Origin of the sequence: Catenulispora sp. EB89 (assembly GCF_041261445.1) — a bacterium.
Taxonomy (GTDB): Bacteria; Actinomycetota; Actinomycetes; order Streptomycetales; family Catenulisporaceae; genus Catenulispora.
This window is the reverse complement of the sequence record NZ_JBGCCU010000007.1, coordinates 225703-243322: the sequence shown is the minus strand read 5'-3', so window position 1 is coordinate 243322 and position 17620 is coordinate 225703. Positions and strand designations below refer to the sequence as shown.

Genomic DNA, 17620 nt, shown 5'->3' with positions numbered 1-17620 from the left:
ATGCACGACTTGAACATGCACGACTTCATAGCCATCGGGCTCGGCCCCTACAACCTGGGCCTGGCCTGTCTGACCGAGCCGATCGAGGGTCTGAACGGCCTGTTCCTGGAAGCCCGTCCCGAGGCCCGCTACGCGTGGCATCCCGGGATGCTGCTGACGTCGGCGACGCTTCAGACGCCGTTCATGGCCGATCTGGTGACGTTGGCCGACCCGACGTCGCCGTACTCCTTCCTGAACTTCTTGAAGGAGACGGGACGGCTGTATCCCTTCTATATCCGGGAGAGCTTCTATCCGGTGCGCGCCGAGTACGACGAGTACTGCCGGTGGGCCGCGACGCGGCTGCGCACCGTGCGCTTCGGGCAGAAGGTGTCGCGGGTCGACTACGACGAAGCAGAGGGCTGCTACGTCGTCCGGTCGGTCGGCGTCGACAGCGGTGTGGTCACCGAGGATCGCGCACGGCGTCTTGTGCTGGGGACCGGGACGCCGCCGCATATCCCGGAACCCTGTCACGGGATCGGCGGGGACCTCGTGCACAGCGCCGATTACCTGAGCGCCAAAGCACTTCTGCAGAGCAAGGAGAGCGTCACCGTCGTGGGCAGCGGCCAAAGCGCCGCCGAGATCTACCTCGACCTGCTCGCCGACGCCGGGACCGACACCTACCACCTGAGCTGGGTGACGCGCTCGCCGAGGTTCTTCCCGCTGGAGTACACCAAGCTGACGCTGGAGATGACCTCGCCGGACTACGTCGACTACTTCCACGCGCTGCCGGAGGCGACTCGCTATCGGCTGGAGGCGGAGCAGAAGGGCTTGTTCAAGGGCATCGACGCGGTGCTGATCAACGAGATCTTCGACACGCTCTACCTCAAGAGCGTGCGCGGACCGGTGGCCACTCGGCTGGTGACGAACACCGAGGTGCGCGGGGCTTCGTACGATTCGGCCGGCGGCACGTACACGCTCGATCTGCATCACGAGGAGCAGGACCGCGCCTTCTCCCTCGCGACGCAGGGCTTGGTGCTGGCGACCGGATACCGGTATCAGTTCCCGGACTTCCTCGAACCGGTCCGCGACCGCATCCGCTTCGACAACAACGGACGCTTCGACGTCGCGCGGAACTACACGATCGACGCCGCCGGCCGCGAGATCTTCCTGCAGAACGCCGGGACCCACACGCACAGCATCACCTCGCCTGACCTGGGCATGGGAGCGTACCGGAACTCGTGGATCATCAGCGAGATGCTCGGCCGGGACTACTACCCGGTGGAGAAGACCATCACGTTCCAGGAGTTCGGCGCACCGGACGGTCTGCTCACATGATCACGTTCCGGCCGCTCGATCTGGACTGCGACGCCGAGGTCGCGATGCTGCACCGTTGGGTCACGCATCCGAAGTCGGCGTTCTGGCTGATGCAGGGATGCGACGTCGCCGAGGTGCGGGAGGAGTACCGCAGGATCGAGCGGCATCCGCATCACGAGGCGTTTCTGGGCCTGGTCGACGGCACGCCGGCCTTTCTGGCCGAACGCTACGACCCCCGGTACGTCGAGCTCGTCGGCTTGTACGAGCCCGAAGACGGCGACGTCGGGATGCATTTTCTGTGCGCGCCGACCGACACGCCGGTGCACGGGTTCACGCGGGCCGTCATCATCGCTGTGCTGGCCTGGATCTTCTCCGATCCGGACGCGCTGCGGGTGGTCGTGGAGCCGGATGTTCGCAATACCGCAGTTCAGGCGTTGAACGCCGCGGTCGGATTCCGGGTCGTCGGGCCGATCGCCAAACCCGAGAAGCAGGCGCTGTTGAGCGTCTGCACCTGGCATGACTTCCAAGCCGCCACTTCCGCCCTCCTCCGCCTAGGAGCCACTTCATGAACCCGCGCGACGCAGTCCGTCATTTGACCCCTGAGAACTGGGAGCGTGCCAATCGGCTGCTGTTGCGCAAGGCGATCGCAGAGTTCTCCCATGAGCGGCTTCTCGCTCCGCACCCTTTGGCAGACTTCGAACATGGTTTCGCAGTGCACAGCGATGACGGGAGCGTGGAGTACCGATTCTCGGCGAAGGTGCTGGCGCTGAATCATTGGCAGGTCGATGCGGAAAGCATTGTGCGCGTTGCCGACGGGGATCAGCTGCCGCTGGATGTGGCGGACTTCTGCATTGAGATGCGCGGGGCGCTAGGGCTGAGCGATCAGGTGCTACCGGTGTATCTGGAGGAGATCGGCTCCACGTTGGCGAGTACGGCGTACAAGCTGAGCAAGCCGGCGATCTCCGCGGCGGAGTTGGCGCGCGCCGACTTTCAGCGGATCGAGTCGGAGATGACAGAGGGGCATCCGACGTTCGTCGCCGGCAACGGCCGGATCGGGTTCGGTGTCGACGATTTCCGGCAGTACGCGCCTGAGGCTGCGTGTCCGGTGCATCTGATCTGGATCGCTGCGCATCGCGACCATGCGACTTTCACGGCGTGTACGGATACTGAGTACGAGAGCCTGATGCGTTCTGAGCTGGGTTCGGAGTTGCTGGGGCTGTTCGCCGACGTCATGACCGGGTTGGGTCTGGATCTGGACGACTATGTGCTGATCCCGGTGCATCCCTGGCAGTGGTGGAACAAGCTTTCGGTGACGTTCGCCGGGGATATCGCGCGGCAGCGTCTGGTGTGTCTGGGTCCCGGGGACGACGAGCATCTGGCGCAGCAGTCGATTCGGACGTTCTTCAACGCCACGGATCCTTCGAAGCATTATGTGAAGACGGCGTTGTCGGTGCTGAACATGGGCTTCATGCGGGGGCTCTCGGCGGCCTATATGGAGGCGACACCGGCGATCAACGACTGGTTGGCGAGCGTGATCGCTGACGATGTGGTGCTGAAGCGGACGCGGCTTTCGGTGATTCGCGAGCGTGCGGCTGTGGGGTATCGGCATCGTCATTTCGAGGCGGCCACCGGGTCTTCGTCGCCTTATCGGAAGATGCTGGCGGCGTTGTGGCGTGAGAGTCCGGTGCCGGCGGTGGAGCCGGGGCAGCGGCTGGCGACTATGGCGAGTCTGCTGCACGTGGATCGCGAGGGCGGGTCGTTGGCGGCAGCGCTGGTCGCGGAGTCGGGGTTGGCGGCGGAGGTGTGGTTGCGGCGGTATCTGGATGCTTATCTGACGCCGTTGCTGCATTCGTTCTACGCGTACGGTCTGGTGTTCATGCCGCACGGGGAGAACGTCATCCTGGTGCTGGACGGCGGGGTCGTCGAGCGCGTCATCTTCAAGGACATCGCCGAGGAGATCGCGGTGATGAGCGCCGGCACGCCGTTGCCGGCGGGGGTGGAGCGGATTCGGGTGGAGGTGCCCGAGGATGTCAGGCTGCTGTCGGTATTCACTGATGCGTTCGACTGTTTCCTGCGGTATCTGAACGCGGTTCTGAGCGAGCGGGGCGTGCTGGCCGAGGACGTGTTCTGGCGCACGGTCGCGGAGTGCGTGCAGGCGTATCAGGACTCGATGCCCCAGCTGGCTGCGGAGTTTCGGCGGTTCGACCTTTTCGCGCCAGATTTCGCGTTGTCCTGTCTGAATCGGCTTCAGTTGCGGAACAACCAACAGATGGTAGATCTCAGCGATCCCTCCGGGGCGTTGCAGCTGGTCGGGACTTTGGAGAATCCAGTGGCTCGATTCCGTCGAGATCCGCTCGATGGGTGAGATGCGGGTGGCGAACGGGCTGCTCGGGGATCGGGTGCGGCTTCGGGCGCTGTTCGCGGATGAGGGGTATCTGTTCTTTCGGGGCGTGCTTGATGCGGCTGCGGTGCGGGCCACGGCCGAGCAGGTGGTCCGCACGCTCGTCGAGCAGCGGTTCCTCGACGCCTCGTCGGCGTGGACTGGCAGGGCTTTGACGGCTTCGGTCGACAGTGAGCTCCAGGACGCGCTGAACTCGCAGCAGTTGTGGGAGCGTCTGGTCGCGGTTCCGGCGGTGGCGGCGTTCTTCGCGGCGATCGCCGGCGCGCCGGTCGGTTTCATTCCGCTGGCGCGGTACCGGATCATGCCGCCGGGCGGCGTGACGCAGGTGCATCAGGACGCGCTGCTGAATCCGGGCTTTGCGATGACCACGGCGTGGATTCCGCTGATGGCGATCGGGGTGGAGCTCGGGGGGTTGGCGGTGGCTCGGGGGAGTCATCGCGGGGGCTGCTTGCCCGCTGGTTCTCTTCCAACGCTGGATGATTCGTGGCTGCGCGCCGACTACCAACCCGGCGATGTGGTTCTCATGCACGAAGCTTTGGCCCACACCGGCCTGCCGAATCGGTCTCCTGACGGGGTGCGGGTTTCGATCGACGTGCGGTTCCAGGATCCGGCGGCTCCGGCGGCGGTCGTCGGGCGGATCACTGCGGTGGACGCCGGTTCGGTGCATATCGCGAGCGAGGACAGTGGCATCGTGACGCTCGGCGTGGATGCCTCGACTCTTCTCCGCAGCAGTACCGGCGCCCGAATTCCGCTCGATGACCTTCTGACATCCGACCTCGCTCCGGGCCGCCGCATCATCGCCTCGCGCCGCGACGGCCACGCCATCATGATCAAGCCGCTTTAACCCTCACCGTCGCAGCTGTCAGCTCCACCACGCCGGCGCGCACGCGATGGCGGCATCCACCAGGTCTTCCCTGGTCACGTCATCATCGGCGAGCCATGCCTCGATGGCGCCCGCGAATCCATGCGCCACGAACGACGCGACGATGGCGTGGTTGGCGCGCGGGGCGTCGGGGTGCGTCGAGCGCTGCATGAAGTCGAGCGCGTAATCGGTGAAATGGCGGACCAGCGCGGCGTAGACGCCGTGGTCGGCCGGGTCACCGAGCGCGTGCTGGTAGATCGGGCGGAAGCGCTCGACGTGCTCCGCGACCTCGGCGACCGACATGCGCAGCAGCTCCGCAAACGTGTGACCGCCCTCGGCACGCAGCGCACCTTCCCTCGCGTGGCCCAGTTCGAGGTCTGCTTCGAGGACCTGGACGAGGAGGTCGAGGGGGCTGGCGTAGCGGTTGTAAAAGGTCGCGCGCGTCACCCCGGCGCGAGCGGCCAACTCGGCGACCGTGACCCGCGAGACCGGCCGCTGCCCCGCCAGCTCTACGATCGCGCTGGTCAGGGCTTCATTCGTGCGGCTGACACGCGGATCGGTACGCCCGGCCACAGTGCTCAGCGCTCCCCGGCTTGCGCCACGGCCCCGCACTTGCTTCTATACATGTGTCAAATAGTTGCACGAAGGGATCCACCATGACATCCCCAGCGACACTCTCCCCCGCCGAAGCGGCCGACCGCCTGGCCATCCGCGAACTCGTGGACGCCTACGCCCACTGCGCCGACCGCCGCGACGCCAAGGGCCAGATGGCCCTGTTCACCGAGGACTCGCACGTCCTGGTCTACATGGACGTCAAGGCACCGGAGCCCACCCAGGAACTCCACGGCCGCGAAGCCCTGGCCCCGGTCTTCGACGCCCTGAACGCCTACGCCGCCACCACGCACTTCAACGGCCAAAGCACCATCACCCTCACCGGCGACACCGCCACCGGCGAGAGCTACTGCATCGCCCACCACCTGACCGTCAACGAAGACGGCACCCGCACCCTCATGATCGCCAGCATCCGCTACCTCGACCACTTCACCAAGCAGCCCGACGGCCGCTGGCTCTTCGCCGAACGCCGCCTGATGGTGGATTGGACCGACATCCGGCCGTCGGCACCCTGGCAATAGGCACGCGGCACCGGCACCGGCTCGGCCGACCGCTTCGCGCCGCAGCGACATGGCTCACCCGGCCACCCGGTCGCCTCGCCAAGCAACAGCACTGGCGACGCCTGCCGCCGCGAGCCCGGCCGACCAACTACTCCACCAGCCTGCTGGCACTGCCAAGCCAACCAGTCACCCCGCGACGCTCCAGCATTCACAGCACCGCCCGCCACCGCGAGCCCCGCCGACCAACTACTCCACCAGCCTGCTCGCACTGCCAAGCCACCCGGTCGCCCCGCGATGCTCCAGCATTCGCAGCGACGCCCGCCGCCGCGAGCCCGGCCGACCAACTACTCCACCAGCCCGCTGGCACTGCCAAGCCAGCCAGTCGCCCCGCGATACTCCAGCATTTCGCAGCGCCGGCTCGTGCTCCGGCGCCGGCATCATGACCCGTCGCGCGCGGCAGCGGCGGCCACCGAAGTCGCAGCCGCCTGCCGCTCCCCGATCTCAGCTCTTCGCCGGCGTGCTGCTCCAAGGCTCCAGGTCCCAAGCCGGGAACGAGAACCCGTCCCACATCCCCCGCTCAGCCTCCTGCGGTCCGTCCGCCACGCGCTCCGGTACGTCCCAGATCTTCGTCGCGCGCGTCGCCGGCGTGTAGCTCGGCCAGCCGGGGTGGCCGGTGCGGGCGAAGCCTGACCAGGCGGCCATCATGTGGTCCGACAGGGTTGTCAGCTGGGGGCGCTCGGCGGCCAGGGTGGCGGCGCCGCGGGGGTAGTCGCTGATGTCGAGGTTGCCCAGGACGAAGGGGACCTCCTCGGTGTGCATCGCGCCGAGGTTCTGCGCCTCTGGGGCGCCTGCGGCGTAGGGGACGTGCCAGTCGAACTGGTAGACGTACGTCGGGCGCCACTTGGCCTGGGCCTGGGCCATGCGCAGGGTCGGGACGCGGAAGATCTGGTCCGTGAGCATCGCGTTCACCACGCGCCCTTGGGTCAGGCCGGGGCGGTCGGCCGCGTAGCGGTCGAACATCTGCTGCTTCTGCGCCGCCAGTACCGCCGGGAAGCTGCGGTACGCCGACAGCGGCAGGTCCAGGACCTGCGGCGCGAACAGGGCCCAGTAGTCCGTCTCGTTCTCGGTGGTGCCGACCATCAGGTCGACGTTGCGGGCGCTGCCCGCCGCGATGCGGTCCGTGACCGGGCCCGGGATCAGCGTGCCGTCGATCGACGGGCCGAAGAACAGCGCGTCGGCGAGCCCTGACACCCCCTGCTGTGCCTTGCTCTGCAGCTCCAGCAGTTGCTGCGTGCTCATCGCGTCGAGCTGCGCGACGCTCGTGATGTTCCCGGTGCTCAGCAGGTGGTTCGCGGCGTCGTCCGCGTACTGCTGCGTGTGCACCAGGTACCCGGGGCCGCTCTCCACGATCGCGCGCTTGAACAGGCGCTCGGGGTGGTCGCCGGCCAGCAGCGCCGAGATCGAGACGGCGCCCGCCGACTGGCCGAACACCGTGACGTCGCGCGGGTCGCCGCCGAAGCCGCGGATCTGCCGCTGCACGAACGTCAGCGCCGCGATCTCGTCCCGCAGCCCGTTGTTGCCCGACCCCGCGTAGCGCCGGTCCAGGCCGCCGAGCTCGGTCCAGCCGAGCATCCCGAGCCGGTAGTCGACGCTCACCACGACCTCGTTCCCGCGCGCCGCCAGCGCCGAGCCGTCGAACACCGGCTCGCCCGCCGAGCCGAACTCGTCCGCGCCGCCGTGCAGGAACACCAGCACCGGCTTGTTCGCGCCGCCGGAGTGCGGCTGCCAGATCTGCGTGTACAGACAGTCCTCGCTGCCGCCGCCACCGCCGCTCAGATCCTGCGGACAGCCCGGCTTCGCGGTGGTCGCCGCCAGCGTGCCACGCCAGCGCGTGGGCGGCGCCGGCGGCAGGAAGCGCCGAGCTCCGGTCGGCGGCGCGGCGTACGGCACGCCGAGGTACGCGCACGTCGCCCCCTCGGCCACGCCCTGCACCCGCCCCAGCGAAGTACTGACACGGCAATCACGGCTGTCAGACGCGGCCGAAACGCCGGACGCGCTACCGAACGCACTGCCGGACGCGCTGCCGGAAGCACCACCCGAAGCAGCCGCCGCCGGCCCCACCGCACCCAGCAACCCGCCGCCCACCACCAAGGCCGCGGCAGCCGCCACCAGCCGCGTCCGCCCCCTCAAGGTCATGTGGAACACGAAGCAATCCCCTTCGTACCGACGCCGGGGCCCGAATGATCCCGGCCGTCCCAGCTTGGCGATCGAGGACCCGCGCGGGCATCGGCGCGCGGGTGGAAGTCCGGATCTCCACCCGGGGGGCCCAGCCCCGCAGGTGGACCACGCCCCTCCACCCCGGGGGTGGAGCGGTTGCGCAACCGCCCACAATCGGGAGTTCTATTCCCCGGCAGCTTATGTGAATGATATGTGTTGGCCTATGCATCTTGGCTCGCAGCAAGCCAGTGGTCGCACCCCGGACTCAGAGCCCGTATTCGCCTTCCATGACCCGGTCGACCTCGACGACGGCCAGCAGCTGCACCCCGAAACGCTCGAAAAACGCATCCTGACGGTCGCACCGCAGATCCGCGACTGCCTCGTCGCCTCGGCACGCCTGCGCGGCCGCGTGCAGACCGACGTCCTGCTGGTCCTGCAGCCCGGCGTCGACCCCGACGACGACCACGAGTCCGCCATCGGGCCCGCGTTCACCGCCACCGAGCTCGCGACGATCCGCCGCATCCTGGTGCTCGGCGCCGACCGCGACCTCCCGCCGGAGCGGCTCGCCGACGACCGGGTCCGGACGTGGCAGCACCAGATCCTGGAGATGGCCGGCGCGCGGCTGCCCGGCCTGGGCGCCGACCCCGATCCGGTGCCGCGGCCCGACGAGCGCGTCCCGGTGGAGTTCGCCGGCGACACCGCCGGCGTCGCGGCCCTGACCTGGGGCCAACATGAGATCTGGCAGTCCATGACCCGCCAGGGCAACTGGCTGCCGCTGGGCGGATGGCGGCCGCTGGAAGCCGGGACCACGGTCGAGGCCGTCGCCGACGAACTCGCCTACCTGCACACCCGCTTCCCCTCGATGCGCACCTTCCTGCGCTTCGACGCGCAGGGCAACCCGCACCAGGAGCTCCTGTCCTCCGGCACCACCCACCTCGAGATCTACGACGCGCCGCCCGGCGCCCAGGCCGCCGACGACCTCGCCGCCGCCATCTCGGACCACTACCAGTACACGCCCTACGACCTGCGCACCGAATGGCCGGTCCGGATGGCCGTGGTCCGCCAGGACGGCGAGGCGACCCGGATGGCCGTCGCCATGCACCACCTGGCCTTGGACGGCGGCGGGGCCGAGGTCATGTTCCGCGACGTCGCCGTGCGCGCCAGCACCCCGCCGTCGGGGCTCCAGCAGTTGGAGCAGACCAGCTGGCAAACCTCCCCGGCCGGCCTCCGCCACAGCGACAGGACCCTGCGACACTTCACCGACATCCTGCGGGTGATGCCGACCCCGACCTTCCCGCCGTCGGACGACCCGCGCCGCCCGCGCTACTGGAGCGCCGAGTACCACTCCCCCGCGCTGCGCCCGGCCCTGGCCGCGCTCGGCCAACGCACCGGCGCCGACCAGACGCGGGTGATCTTCGCGGTCTACGCGATCGCGCTGGCGCACGTCACCGGCGTGCACCCGGTCCTGTTCCGGCCGGTCATCGGCAACCGCTTCCGGCACCAGCTGGCCGACGTGACCTGCCACGCGGCCCAGGCCGGGCTGGTCCTGCTCGACGTCGCCGACTCGACCGTCGAGGACGTCATCGACCGCGCGGGATCCGCCGCGATGAACGCCCTCAAACACAGCTACTTCGACCCGAAGCGACTCAATGAGCTGATCGAGGAGATCGGCCAGGAGCGCGGCGCCGAACTGGACATCGCCTCGTTCTTCAACGACCGCCGCGCCACGACGATGACCTCGCCGAGCCCCGCGGACGCCGAAGCCCCGACGGGATCGGCGACCCCGCAGCCGACCGAGCCCGCCACCGCCGAGGAGTACGCGAAGGCGCGCGCCGCCGGCCGCTTCGAGTGGGTCCAGCGCCGCAACGACCCGGTGGAGCGGCTGTTCCTGCACGTCGACGAGGGCCCGGACGCGCTCAGCCTGATCGTCGAGGCGGACACCCGAGGTATGTCGCCGGCGCAGATCGAGCAGCTGGTCCGCGAGATCGAACAGGTCGCGGTCGAGGCGGCGCTCCAGCCGAATCTCAGTACAGGAATATCGAAATCCTGACAGTGCTGCCGAGGTCGAAGACACCGGCCTCGGCAGCTCTGCGTCTCGCGGAAGCTGTCAGGAGCTGTATGTAGTAGTGCAGACGGTGCCGTTCAGGCTGATCGCCGCCGGCGAGGGATAGGCGCCGTCGTTGTTCCCGACGAGCCCGATGCTGGCCGAGTTGCCGCCGCCGGGCGCCAGGTTCGCGTTCCAGCTCAGGCTGGTGGCCTCGATGTTCTGCCCGCTGCTGGTCCAGTTCGCGTTCCAGCCGGAGCCCAGGGTCTCACCGGTCCCGGGGAAGCTGAAGGTGAGCGACCATCCGTCGATCGGGCTCGGCCCGGTGTTCGTGACGGTGAGCGCCGCTACGTAGCCGTTCCCCCAGCCTGTCGTCACTTGGTAGGTCACGGCGCAGGTGCTGTTCGCCGGAGTCCCGGTGGTGAACGCGACCGGGTCCGAGGGCGGCGACAGGTTCCCGTTCCGGTCGGTGGCCAGCACGTTCAGGGTGTAGCCGCTGCCGGGGACCAGGTTGCCGATCGTCGCCGAGGTGGACGTCGACTCGGCGAGCAGTTCGCTGGTCGTGCCGAACTGCCGGTAGACCTCGTAGCGGGTGGCCGCGCCGCCGGCCGACGGGGACCAGCTGACGGTCGCCTGTGTGTCGGTGACCTGCGAGACCGAGGGCGAGCCCGGCGCCGTCAGGGTGCTGACGGGGTTGCCGGACGGGGTCAGGACGACGGTCTCGATCGAGTACGGCGCCAGCGTCTGGACCGCGCTGCTGCCCTGCGCCGCCGAGGTGATCGACGTGGCCTCGTCGCCGTACGTGTAAACCGTCGGCGTGACGGTGCTCGGCGTGTAGCCGGCGTAGTGCAGGTTCACGGTGTAGGTGTTCGCAGGATCCTTGTTCACCAGCATCACGGCCAGATTCCCGTTCGCCTGCCGCACCGCGTGCGCCGCGACCAGCTGCTGGTCGGTGCCGGCCTTGACCATCTGGTCGCCGGGACGGCCGAGCTTGCTCAGCATGCTGATGGCGTAGTAGGCCGGGAACGGCGTGTTCACCGCCGGCTCGCAGACCGAGCCCGTACAACCGCCGCTGGAGAGCACTCCCCCGTCACCGTAGTCGGTGGCGCCGTCGGGCGCGGTGCTGATCGTCCCGACCCCGTTGTGGGTGTTCCACCAGTCGACCGTGAAGACCCCCTGTTCCAGGGCCGTGAAGTAGGCGTCCGCGCCGAACAGGGCGTCGGGCTGGGTGTCCTGGTCGAAGCTGCCGTTCATCTCGGTGAGCGCGATGCCGAGCCTGGAGCCGCCGGAGCCGGCGTATTCGGTGATCTCGCTGCGCAGCTGGCTGAGCTCGCCGGGCAGCTGGGCCGGCGTGGCCATGGTGCCGGCGGCGTCCTTGGCGCTGGGATACCAGCAGCACGGTACGGTTCCAGTCCGCCGCGTCACCGGAGGCCACAACGCCGTCCGGCCAGTTGCCGGGCAGTGTCAGCACGGCGCCGACCTTGATCGTGGGATCCACGGCCTTCATGGCCTTGCTGTACTGGATGACGTTCTGCGCGTAGGTGGTCGGGCTCTTGCTGCTGTGGTTGTCGGCTTCCCAGTCGGCGCCGTAGTAGCCGTTGCCGTAGTTCTCGTTGCCGACCTCCCAGTACTTGTCGCCGTAGCCCTTGGTGACGTTGGCGTACTGGACCCAGTCGGCGGCCTCCTGCGGCGTGCCGGTGCCGTAGTTGGCGATCAGGATCGGCTGGGCGCCGACGGTCTTGACGGTGCCCATGAAGGAGTCGAAGTCGGTGCCCGGCGCGACGTAGCCGCCGGGCGCGGTGTTGGTCTGCCAGTTGTAGATGTCGCCGTAGGAACCGCCCGGATAGCGCAGCATCCCGATCCCGGCCTGGCCGAGCAGGTTCTGCACGGCCGGGGCGTTCATCTGGCTGTCCCAGACCGCGCTGTTCAGGCCGTAGCCGGTGGCCGGGATGGTGCCGAGGCCTTCCAGGGTGTTGACCGTGACGTTCACCTGCGGGGCCGTGGCCGCCGCAGCGGTTCCGTCCGGGGCGGCGGCAACCGCTGTGGTGAGGGTGAGCAGGCCGGCCGCGAGCGCCATACCCGGTCTCCATACTCTCAAAGTAATGACTCCCTTCGATCAGATTTCAATAGGCTGATATGCAAGCTCTCTCAGCAGCCGATCCGGCCGGTGCTCAGCACCACGTCGTCGAACCACAGCGTGTCGTCGCCGCTGCTGTAGTTCTCCCAGCCGAGCTTCAGGTCGGTGAGCTGCGGACGCCACGACGCCCCGGTGCCGGCCAGCCACTGGTCATCCAGGTTCGGGGTCGACACGCCGTCCTCGGTCAGGCCCGGGACGGGGCTGCCGTTGTACCAGGTGTGGATCTGGCCGCTGGTGCCGTCCACGGAGAACTCCAGGCACTCCCAGGCGCCGGTCGGCAGGACGACGCTCTGCGCGACGCCCGCCGGGCTCTGGTCGGGCAGCGTGGCGTCGTCGGACTGCCGGTTCCACATCAGCGCGCCGTTCTGCGCGCCGAGCCGCAGGTCGGTGTTGCCGTGCGCGGAGTCGTTCAGCGCCAGGAAGGTGGTGTGGTCGGTCGGCAGCGGCGCGGTGTGCTTGATCCAGAAGCGGACGTACCAGGTCGGCGCGGCGGCGGCCAGGTCGGTGGTGTCGCCGGCGAAGACGTGGTCGCAGTAGGTGCCGCGGCCGTTGATCTCCAGGGACTTGGTCCCAGAGTGCGCCTGCGCGGTGGTGATCGCGGCGGTTCCGGTGCCGGAGCAGTTCGGGGTGACGACCGACCATCGGCCGGACGGCGTGGTCGAGGTCTGATTCTCGAAGCCGTCGCAGAACACCGCGGCGGCCGGGCACGGTCCGCTGCTCGGCTGACTGGAGGGTTGACTGGAAGGCTGAGTCGACGGTGAGCTGGACGGCGAACTCGGCGAACTTGTCGAACTCGGCGACCCGGGGCCGCCGCACGACACACCGTTGAAGGCGAAGTTCACCGGGGCGGCATTCGTCCCCGAATACGTGGCCTGAAATCCGAAGGCGACCGTCGCCCCGGCCGCGACGGATCCGTTGTAGGGCTCGCTGGCGGCCGTGACCTGCTGCCCGCTCTGGCCGACCTGCGCGTTCCACCCCGACGTGACCTGCTGGTTCCCGGTCCACGACCAGGTCACGGTCCAGGCGCTGACCGCCGGACCGCCGTTCGTGACCGTCACGTTCGCGGTGAATCCGGTGCTCCACTGGTTCGGCTGGTAGGCGACCGTGCAGCCGGTCCCGGCGCCCGCGGCCGGCCGGGATCCGAGCACGAACATGGCCGACATCGCCAGCACCGCCGCCGCCACGACGACCAGGACGCGGATACTGCGCAGCCACGAGTGATCGCGGGACATCAGGGCACCTCCACCGTGAACGCCGCCGTGTGCTCGGCACCCGACGTCTCGAACTGGACGAACAGCCGCCACACCCCGGACTCGGGGAACTGGATCGTCGCCGTCAGGTCGCCGGCGCCGGCCGCGCCACCGGCGGAGCGTCCGGTGGACAGCGCTCGGGCGAAGGCCGCGTCGCCGGCGTGGAAGGCGGTCAGGTGTACGTAGCCGTCGAGGAGCCGGTCGAACTGCTGGACCGGCTTTCCGTTCTTGGCGACGGCGACCCCGAGGTCGGTCGCAGCCCCCTGATGCGGCGATCCGGTGAGCCGGAGTGTGTAGCCGTCGGCGGTCGTCGTCTCGGACGCGGCGGGCAGCGCCGAAACGGTCGCGCTACCGGGGACGGTCAGTGGCTGGGACAACGAGTACGACAAGGGCGTCCCGGCGCTGGAATCGGGCGCCGCGAACGTGATGTAGGTGCGGTAGGAACCAGGCGTCAGCGCCGACAGCGGCACGGTCCAGGTGCCGTCCGCGCGCATCGACGGCGTCAGCTGACGGAAGTCGCCGAGATCGCTGCGGACCAGGTAGAACACCAACAGTTGGCCTTCGTAGGGCTGGAACCGGGTGACCGTCTTACCGCTCGGGCCGGTGATGTGGAACGTGAACGGCGCGGCCGAATCGACGACGTAGGAGTAACCGCCGACAGCGCCGTGGAGTCCGTTGTCGGCGGCCACCGCGGCCGCGATCTTCGGGCCGGTGGGCTCTCCCATCCCCGGCATGTCATCGCCGGAGCCAGCCATGTTCATGCCGTTCATGCCGTTCATGTCCATACCGCTCATGCTTTTGGGAGCCGCCGAGTGGCTGCACGCCGCGAGGCCGGCCACGAGCAGGCACCCGGCGGCAGCCGATATCAGAGCGCGTCGAAGCGCGGCCATGACAGGACCCTTCATCAGAGGTGGCGGGCGGCGGCGCGGCCGGCTCGATCCCGGCCGCGCCGCCTCGGCTGCGCTACGGACTCGTGCAGGACAGGCTTTCCGGCTGTGTCGGAGCAGTGGTCTGATTCGCCACGAAGCCGAAGTTGGTACTGCCCCCGGCCGCGAGTTGCGCGTTCCAGTCCGCCGACTTCATCGTCGCCAGCGACCCGGACTGCGACAGCGTCCCGTTCCACGCGCTGACCACGCTCTCGCCGTCAGCGAGCACCCAGCCGACCGTCCACTTGTTCATCGGGCTGTTGGTCGGGTTCGTCACCGTGATCTGGGCCTGGAACCCGCCGCTCCAGGAGTTGGTCACGGAGTACGTGGCCGTGCACGGCACCGAGGGCGGCGGCGGTGCCGTCGCGCCGATGCCGGTCACCTGGCCGGTGCCGCCGTCGAACACCACGTCGGAGCAGCCGTAGAAGGTCTCGGGGCTGTCCGAGCGGGCCCAGACCGAGTAGATGATGTGCCGACCGGTCTTGTTCGCGGGCAGCGTCGCGTTCCACGAGTAGTAGCTCTGCAACGTGGCCACGGTGCCGGTGTTCGGCGGGTTGGTGATCGTCGAGAACGGCGCCGGTTCCAGGTCGGCCCAGGTCAGGGGCTTGGTCTGGTCCCAGCCGTCCTTGGTGATGTAGAGGCTGAACGTCCCGGGGTGCGCGGCCCACCGGTTGTAGTTGATGGTGATGCCCGCGCCGGAGGTCAGGTGCGTGACCGGCCAGTCGGCGTTGACCTGGTCGAACCCTGAGAAGTCGTAGTAGTTGCTGTTGCCGCTGCACAGCTTCCCGTCGGGGATGAAGCCGACTGTGCCGCCGCTGGTGGCACCGCTGCGGTTGCCGACGGCGAACCAGTTGTACAGCGGGGTGGTCCCGCTCTGGGCCACCGCCGCCTGACAGGCCGGGTTCTGCGGGACGATCTGGCCGGTGGAGGTCAGGCCGTCCTCGTAGCAAAAGAAGGTCCGGCTTCCGGGGATCATCATCGCGCCATGCGCCGAAGCCTGCGGCGCGAAGGTAATGGTCCCGATCAGGCCGGCCAGCGCGAGCAGCACGCCGGCCAGCTTCCTGGGGATCTTTCTGCTCACATCGCTCGCCTTTCCACAGATGTGGCGGACTGTGTCGGGCGGAGCGTAGCTCTGGCGACGCGGACCGTTACGCGAGCCGCCGGAGGGGGTCGGACGGCCGGTTCGTCGAACGAAATCGAACGGGCATGTCAGAGCCCGTACTAGTACGACGGCGCGCGCAGCGGCTCGCCGGCCGTTACCCGAAAGTTTCGTGCCGGAGCGGCTGCGACCTGGGGCGGTGTCGCAGGGCTTTGACGCTTTTCGACCCTCCGGCAGACCATGCGACTGCCGAGATCTACTGAGGGGAGCCGCCACCGTGCGCCACACCAGACCAGCTCCACCGTTCCGCCCGCGCCGCGCACGCCAGGCACGCCAGGCGCGCCGCCGCCGCGCCGTCCTGCACACCGCCCTGGCCGCGCTCGCCGCGCTGCTCGTCGCGCTGGCCGCGGCGCTGGCCAGCAGCCCCGCGCAGGCGCTCGGCGTCGGCGGCACCCCGAGCCCGGTGACCGGCAACGCGACCCACTTCGACGGGCTCGGCGCGCCGTACGGCGGATGCGGCTTGCCGCAGGCGAACCTGGACTCGCAGGACTTCATCGCGCTGAACGTCTTCAACACGCCGGGGAACTACGGCCAGTTCCCGCGTCCGGTACCGCCGTCGCAGGCCGGCGTCCTGGGCATGTTCGACAACGGCCTGAACTGCGGCCGGTGGGTGAAGGTGAGCATCGGCGACTTCTGCACCGGCACCAACGACGGCGCGCAGAACGAGCCCTTCTGCCGCAACGGCTCGTGGGTCGCCGACAAGTACAACGGCGCGACGCTGAACATGCTGGTCGCCGACAGCTGCGGCGACTCCAACGCCTGGTGCCGCGACGACCCGTACCACATCGACCTGCACACCGACTCGGTCAACCGTTTCCAGCTGAACGGCGCCGCCGTCGGCGACCTGCTGGACCACTGGAACAACCGCCAGGTGACGTGGCAGTTCATCAACGCACCGAACTACAGCGGCGACATCAACATCGGGTTCATCCAGGGCGCTCAGGTGTACTGGCCGGCGATCTCGGTGTCGCACCTGGCGAACGGGATCCACGGCGTGCAGTACCTGTCGGCGAACGGGACGTGGGTCGCGGCGACGATGGACAGCGACATGGGGCAGGCGTACATCATCGGGCCGACGGTGGCCGCCGGGTCGAGCTACCAGATCCGGGTGACCGACGCCTCCGACAACCTCATCAACGGCGGTCAGGTGTACAGCTTCTCGCTGCCTTCGTCGTGCGGGAGCAACTGCAGCGCCGCATATACGCAGGTGGCGTATACGACATCGCCGGGTTCGGGGCCGAGTTCGCCGAGCTCTAGCCCCAGTTCCACGCCGAGCTCAAGCCCCAGTTCGAGCCCGAGTTCCACGCCGAGTTCCACGCCGAGTTCCAGCGCCGGCGCGGGATGCTCGGTGACGAGTTCGGTGACCGGCTCCTGGTCAAGCGGCTACCAGGTCGCGTTCACCGTGACGAACACGGGGACGGCCGCGACCTCCGATTGGGCGGTGCGCTTCTCCTTCGCCGGAACGCAGACGATCGCGAACTCCTGGAACGTGACCGCAACACAATCCGGCCAGGCGGTCACTGCGAACTCGGTGTCCTACAACGGATCCTTGGCGCCGGGCGCCTCGACCTCCTGGGGCATGGTCGTCAACGGAGCGAATCAACCGCTCAGTAGAATTTCTTGCGTTTCCACCTGACCTCCTCCGGGTACCGCGTTCGACGTGAAGACCATGATGCGATTCGACGTGGTGATCGAGATACCGGCCGGCTCCCGGAACAAGTACGTCATGGACCACCGCCTGGGGCGCATCCGCCTGGAGCGGCAGCTGTTCACCTCGACCAGCTATCCCGCCGACTACGGCTACATCCCCGACACACTGGCCCAGGACGGCGACCCCCTGGACGCCATCGTGCTGCTGGACGAGCCGGCGTTCCCGGGGGTGGAGGTGGCCGTCCGGCCGGTGGCGGTCTACCGCTCGCATGACGAGAAGGGGGTCGACGACAAGATCCTGTGCGTCCCGGCGGGCGACCCGCGCTACGCGGACGTCCAGGATCTGGCCGACGTCGCCCAGGAGCGGCTGGACGAGATCGGACACTTCTTCGACATCTACAAGGACACCGAGCCCGGTCGGCAGGCCCAACCGGGCAGCTGGGCCGACCGCGCCGCGGCCGAGGCGGTCATCGCCGCCGACCGCCGGCGCCGCAGTGAAGCAGCACCCGAATAAGGCAGCAGCCTAATACGCCGTGCGCTCAGCGCGGCGGCGAGACGCAACAGCCTGC

At 68.7% G+C, this 17620-nt stretch carries 13 protein-coding genes and 1 pseudogene; 8 read left to right on the top strand and 6 right to left on the bottom strand.

What is annotated here, in order from left to right:
• The first annotated feature begins 9 nt into the window (after nt 1–9).
• The 4 genes from ABH920_RS17645 to ABH920_RS17630 are packed head-to-tail and all read left to right on the top strand — an operon-like array spanning nt 10 to nt 4538.
• Nucleotides 10–1314 (top strand): lysine N(6)-hydroxylase/L-ornithine N(5)-oxygenase family protein, encoded by a 1305-nt coding sequence (locus tag ABH920_RS17645; RefSeq protein ID WP_370350288.1) that lies wholly within the window; start codon nt 10–12, stop codon nt 1312–1314.
• Nucleotides 1311–1862 (top strand): GNAT family N-acetyltransferase, encoded by a 552-nt coding sequence (locus ABH920_RS17640; protein WP_370350087.1) that lies wholly within the window; start codon nt 1311–1313, stop codon nt 1860–1862. The genes ABH920_RS17645 and ABH920_RS17640 overlap by 4 nt, the downstream gene beginning before the upstream one ends.
• Nucleotides 1859–3658, top strand: a complete 1800-nt coding sequence (locus ABH920_RS17635) for an IucA/IucC family siderophore biosynthesis protein (RefSeq protein ID WP_370350086.1) — start codon at nt 1859–1861, stop codon at nt 3656–3658. The genes ABH920_RS17640 and ABH920_RS17635 overlap by 4 nt, the downstream gene beginning before the upstream one ends.
• Nucleotides 3651–4538: a phytanoyl-CoA dioxygenase family protein gene (locus ABH920_RS17630; protein ID WP_370350085.1), complete on the top strand. Its 888-nt coding sequence runs from the start codon at nt 3651–3653 to the stop codon at nt 4536–4538. The genes ABH920_RS17635 and ABH920_RS17630 overlap by 8 nt, the downstream gene beginning before the upstream one ends.
• An 18-nt stretch (nt 4539–4556) precedes the next feature.
• On the opposite strand, the gene ABH920_RS17625 is transcribed toward ABH920_RS17630, so the two are convergent.
• Nucleotides 4557–5129 (bottom strand): TetR/AcrR family transcriptional regulator, encoded by a 573-nt coding sequence (locus ABH920_RS17625; protein ID WP_370350084.1) that lies wholly within the window; start codon nt 5127–5129, stop codon nt 4557–4559.
• 83 nt (nt 5130–5212) lie between these two features.
• Here ABH920_RS17625 and ABH920_RS17620 point away from each other — a divergent pair, with 83 nt between their 5' ends.
• Nucleotides 5213–5689: a nuclear transport factor 2 family protein gene (locus ABH920_RS17620; protein WP_370350083.1), complete on the top strand. Its 477-nt coding sequence runs from the start codon at nt 5213–5215 to the stop codon at nt 5687–5689.
• A 480-nt stretch (nt 5690–6169) separates the two neighbouring features.
• Here ABH920_RS17620 and ABH920_RS17615 read toward each other — a convergent pair whose 3' ends face one another.
• On the bottom strand, nt 6170–7864 hold the full coding sequence (locus ABH920_RS17615; RefSeq protein WP_370350287.1) for a carboxylesterase/lipase family protein: 1695 nt from the start codon (nt 7862–7864) through the stop codon (nt 6170–6172).
• Nucleotides 7865–8108: 244 nt separating this feature from the next.
• Here ABH920_RS17615 and ABH920_RS17610 point away from each other — a divergent pair, with 244 nt between their 5' ends.
• Nucleotides 8109–9935 (top strand): condensation domain-containing protein, encoded by a 1827-nt coding sequence (locus ABH920_RS17610; protein ID WP_370350082.1) that lies wholly within the window; start codon nt 8109–8111, stop codon nt 9933–9935.
• Nucleotides 9936–9992: 57 nt separating this feature from the next.
• Here the strand turns inward: ABH920_RS17610 and ABH920_RS17605 are convergent.
• The 4 genes and pseudogenes from ABH920_RS17605 to ABH920_RS17590 form a co-directional block, all read right to left on the bottom strand.
• Nucleotides 9993–12006: pseudogene (locus tag ABH920_RS17605) on the bottom strand (cellulose binding domain-containing protein).
• A gap of 71 nt (nt 12007–12077) precedes the next feature.
• Nucleotides 12078–13298 (bottom strand): cellulose-binding domain-containing protein, encoded by a 1221-nt coding sequence (locus tag ABH920_RS17600; RefSeq protein WP_370350081.1) that lies wholly within the window; start codon nt 13296–13298, stop codon nt 12078–12080.
• Nucleotides 13298–14206, bottom strand: a complete 909-nt coding sequence (locus ABH920_RS17595) for a hypothetical protein (protein ID WP_370350080.1) — start codon at nt 14204–14206, stop codon at nt 13298–13300. Before ABH920_RS17595 ends, ABH920_RS17600 begins: the two co-directional genes overlap by 1 nt.
• A gap of 73 nt (nt 14207–14279) precedes the next feature.
• Nucleotides 14280–15323: a lytic polysaccharide monooxygenase gene (locus ABH920_RS17590; RefSeq protein WP_370350079.1), complete on the bottom strand. Its 1044-nt coding sequence runs from the start codon at nt 15321–15323 to the stop codon at nt 14280–14282.
• Between the two features lie 295 nt (nt 15324–15618).
• Here ABH920_RS17590 and ABH920_RS17585 point away from each other — a divergent pair, with 295 nt between their 5' ends.
• The gene (locus ABH920_RS17585; protein WP_370350078.1) at nt 15619–17037 is read left to right on the top strand and encodes a cellulose binding domain-containing protein; all 1419 of its coding nucleotides are present in this window, start codon (nt 15619–15621) and stop codon (nt 17035–17037) included.
• A gap of 36 nt (nt 17038–17073) precedes the next feature.
• A complete protein-coding gene (locus ABH920_RS17580) occupies nt 17074–17565 on the top strand; it encodes an inorganic diphosphatase (RefSeq protein ID WP_370350286.1) in 492 nt (163 codons plus the stop codon).
• Nucleotides 17566–17620 lie beyond the last annotated feature (55 nt).

Excerpts from the sequence above, each read along its gene's own strand:
- ABH920_RS17640 (WP_370350087.1), top strand. The coding sequence starts at position 1,311 with ATGATCACGTTCCGGCCGCTCGATCTGGACTGCGACGCCGAGGTCGCG.
- ABH920_RS17630 (WP_370350085.1), top strand. The coding sequence starts at position 3,651 with ATGGGTGAGATGCGGGTGGCGAACGGGCTGCTCGGGGATCGGGTGCGG.
- ABH920_RS17600 (WP_370350081.1), bottom strand. The coding sequence starts at position 13,298 with ATGTCCCGCGATCACTCGTGGCTGCGCAGTATCCGCGTCCTGGTCGTC.
- ABH920_RS17635 (WP_370350086.1), top strand. The coding sequence starts at position 1,859 with ATGAACCCGCGCGACGCAGTCCGTCATTTGACCCCTGAGAACTGGGAG.
- ABH920_RS17580 (WP_370350286.1), top strand. The coding sequence starts at position 17,074 with ATGCGATTCGACGTGGTGATCGAGATACCGGCCGGCTCCCGGAACAAG.
- ABH920_RS17615 (WP_370350287.1), bottom strand. The coding sequence starts at position 7,864 with ATGACCTTGAGGGGGCGGACGCGGCTGGTGGCGGCTGCCGCGGCCTTG.
- ABH920_RS17610 (WP_370350082.1), top strand. The coding sequence starts at position 8,109 with ATGCATCTTGGCTCGCAGCAAGCCAGTGGTCGCACCCCGGACTCAGAG.
- ABH920_RS17595 (WP_370350080.1), bottom strand. The coding sequence starts at position 14,206 with ATGGCCGCGCTTCGACGCGCTCTGATATCGGCTGCCGCCGGGTGCCTG.
- ABH920_RS17620 (WP_370350083.1), top strand. The coding sequence starts at position 5,213 with ATGACATCCCCAGCGACACTCTCCCCCGCCGAAGCGGCCGACCGCCTG.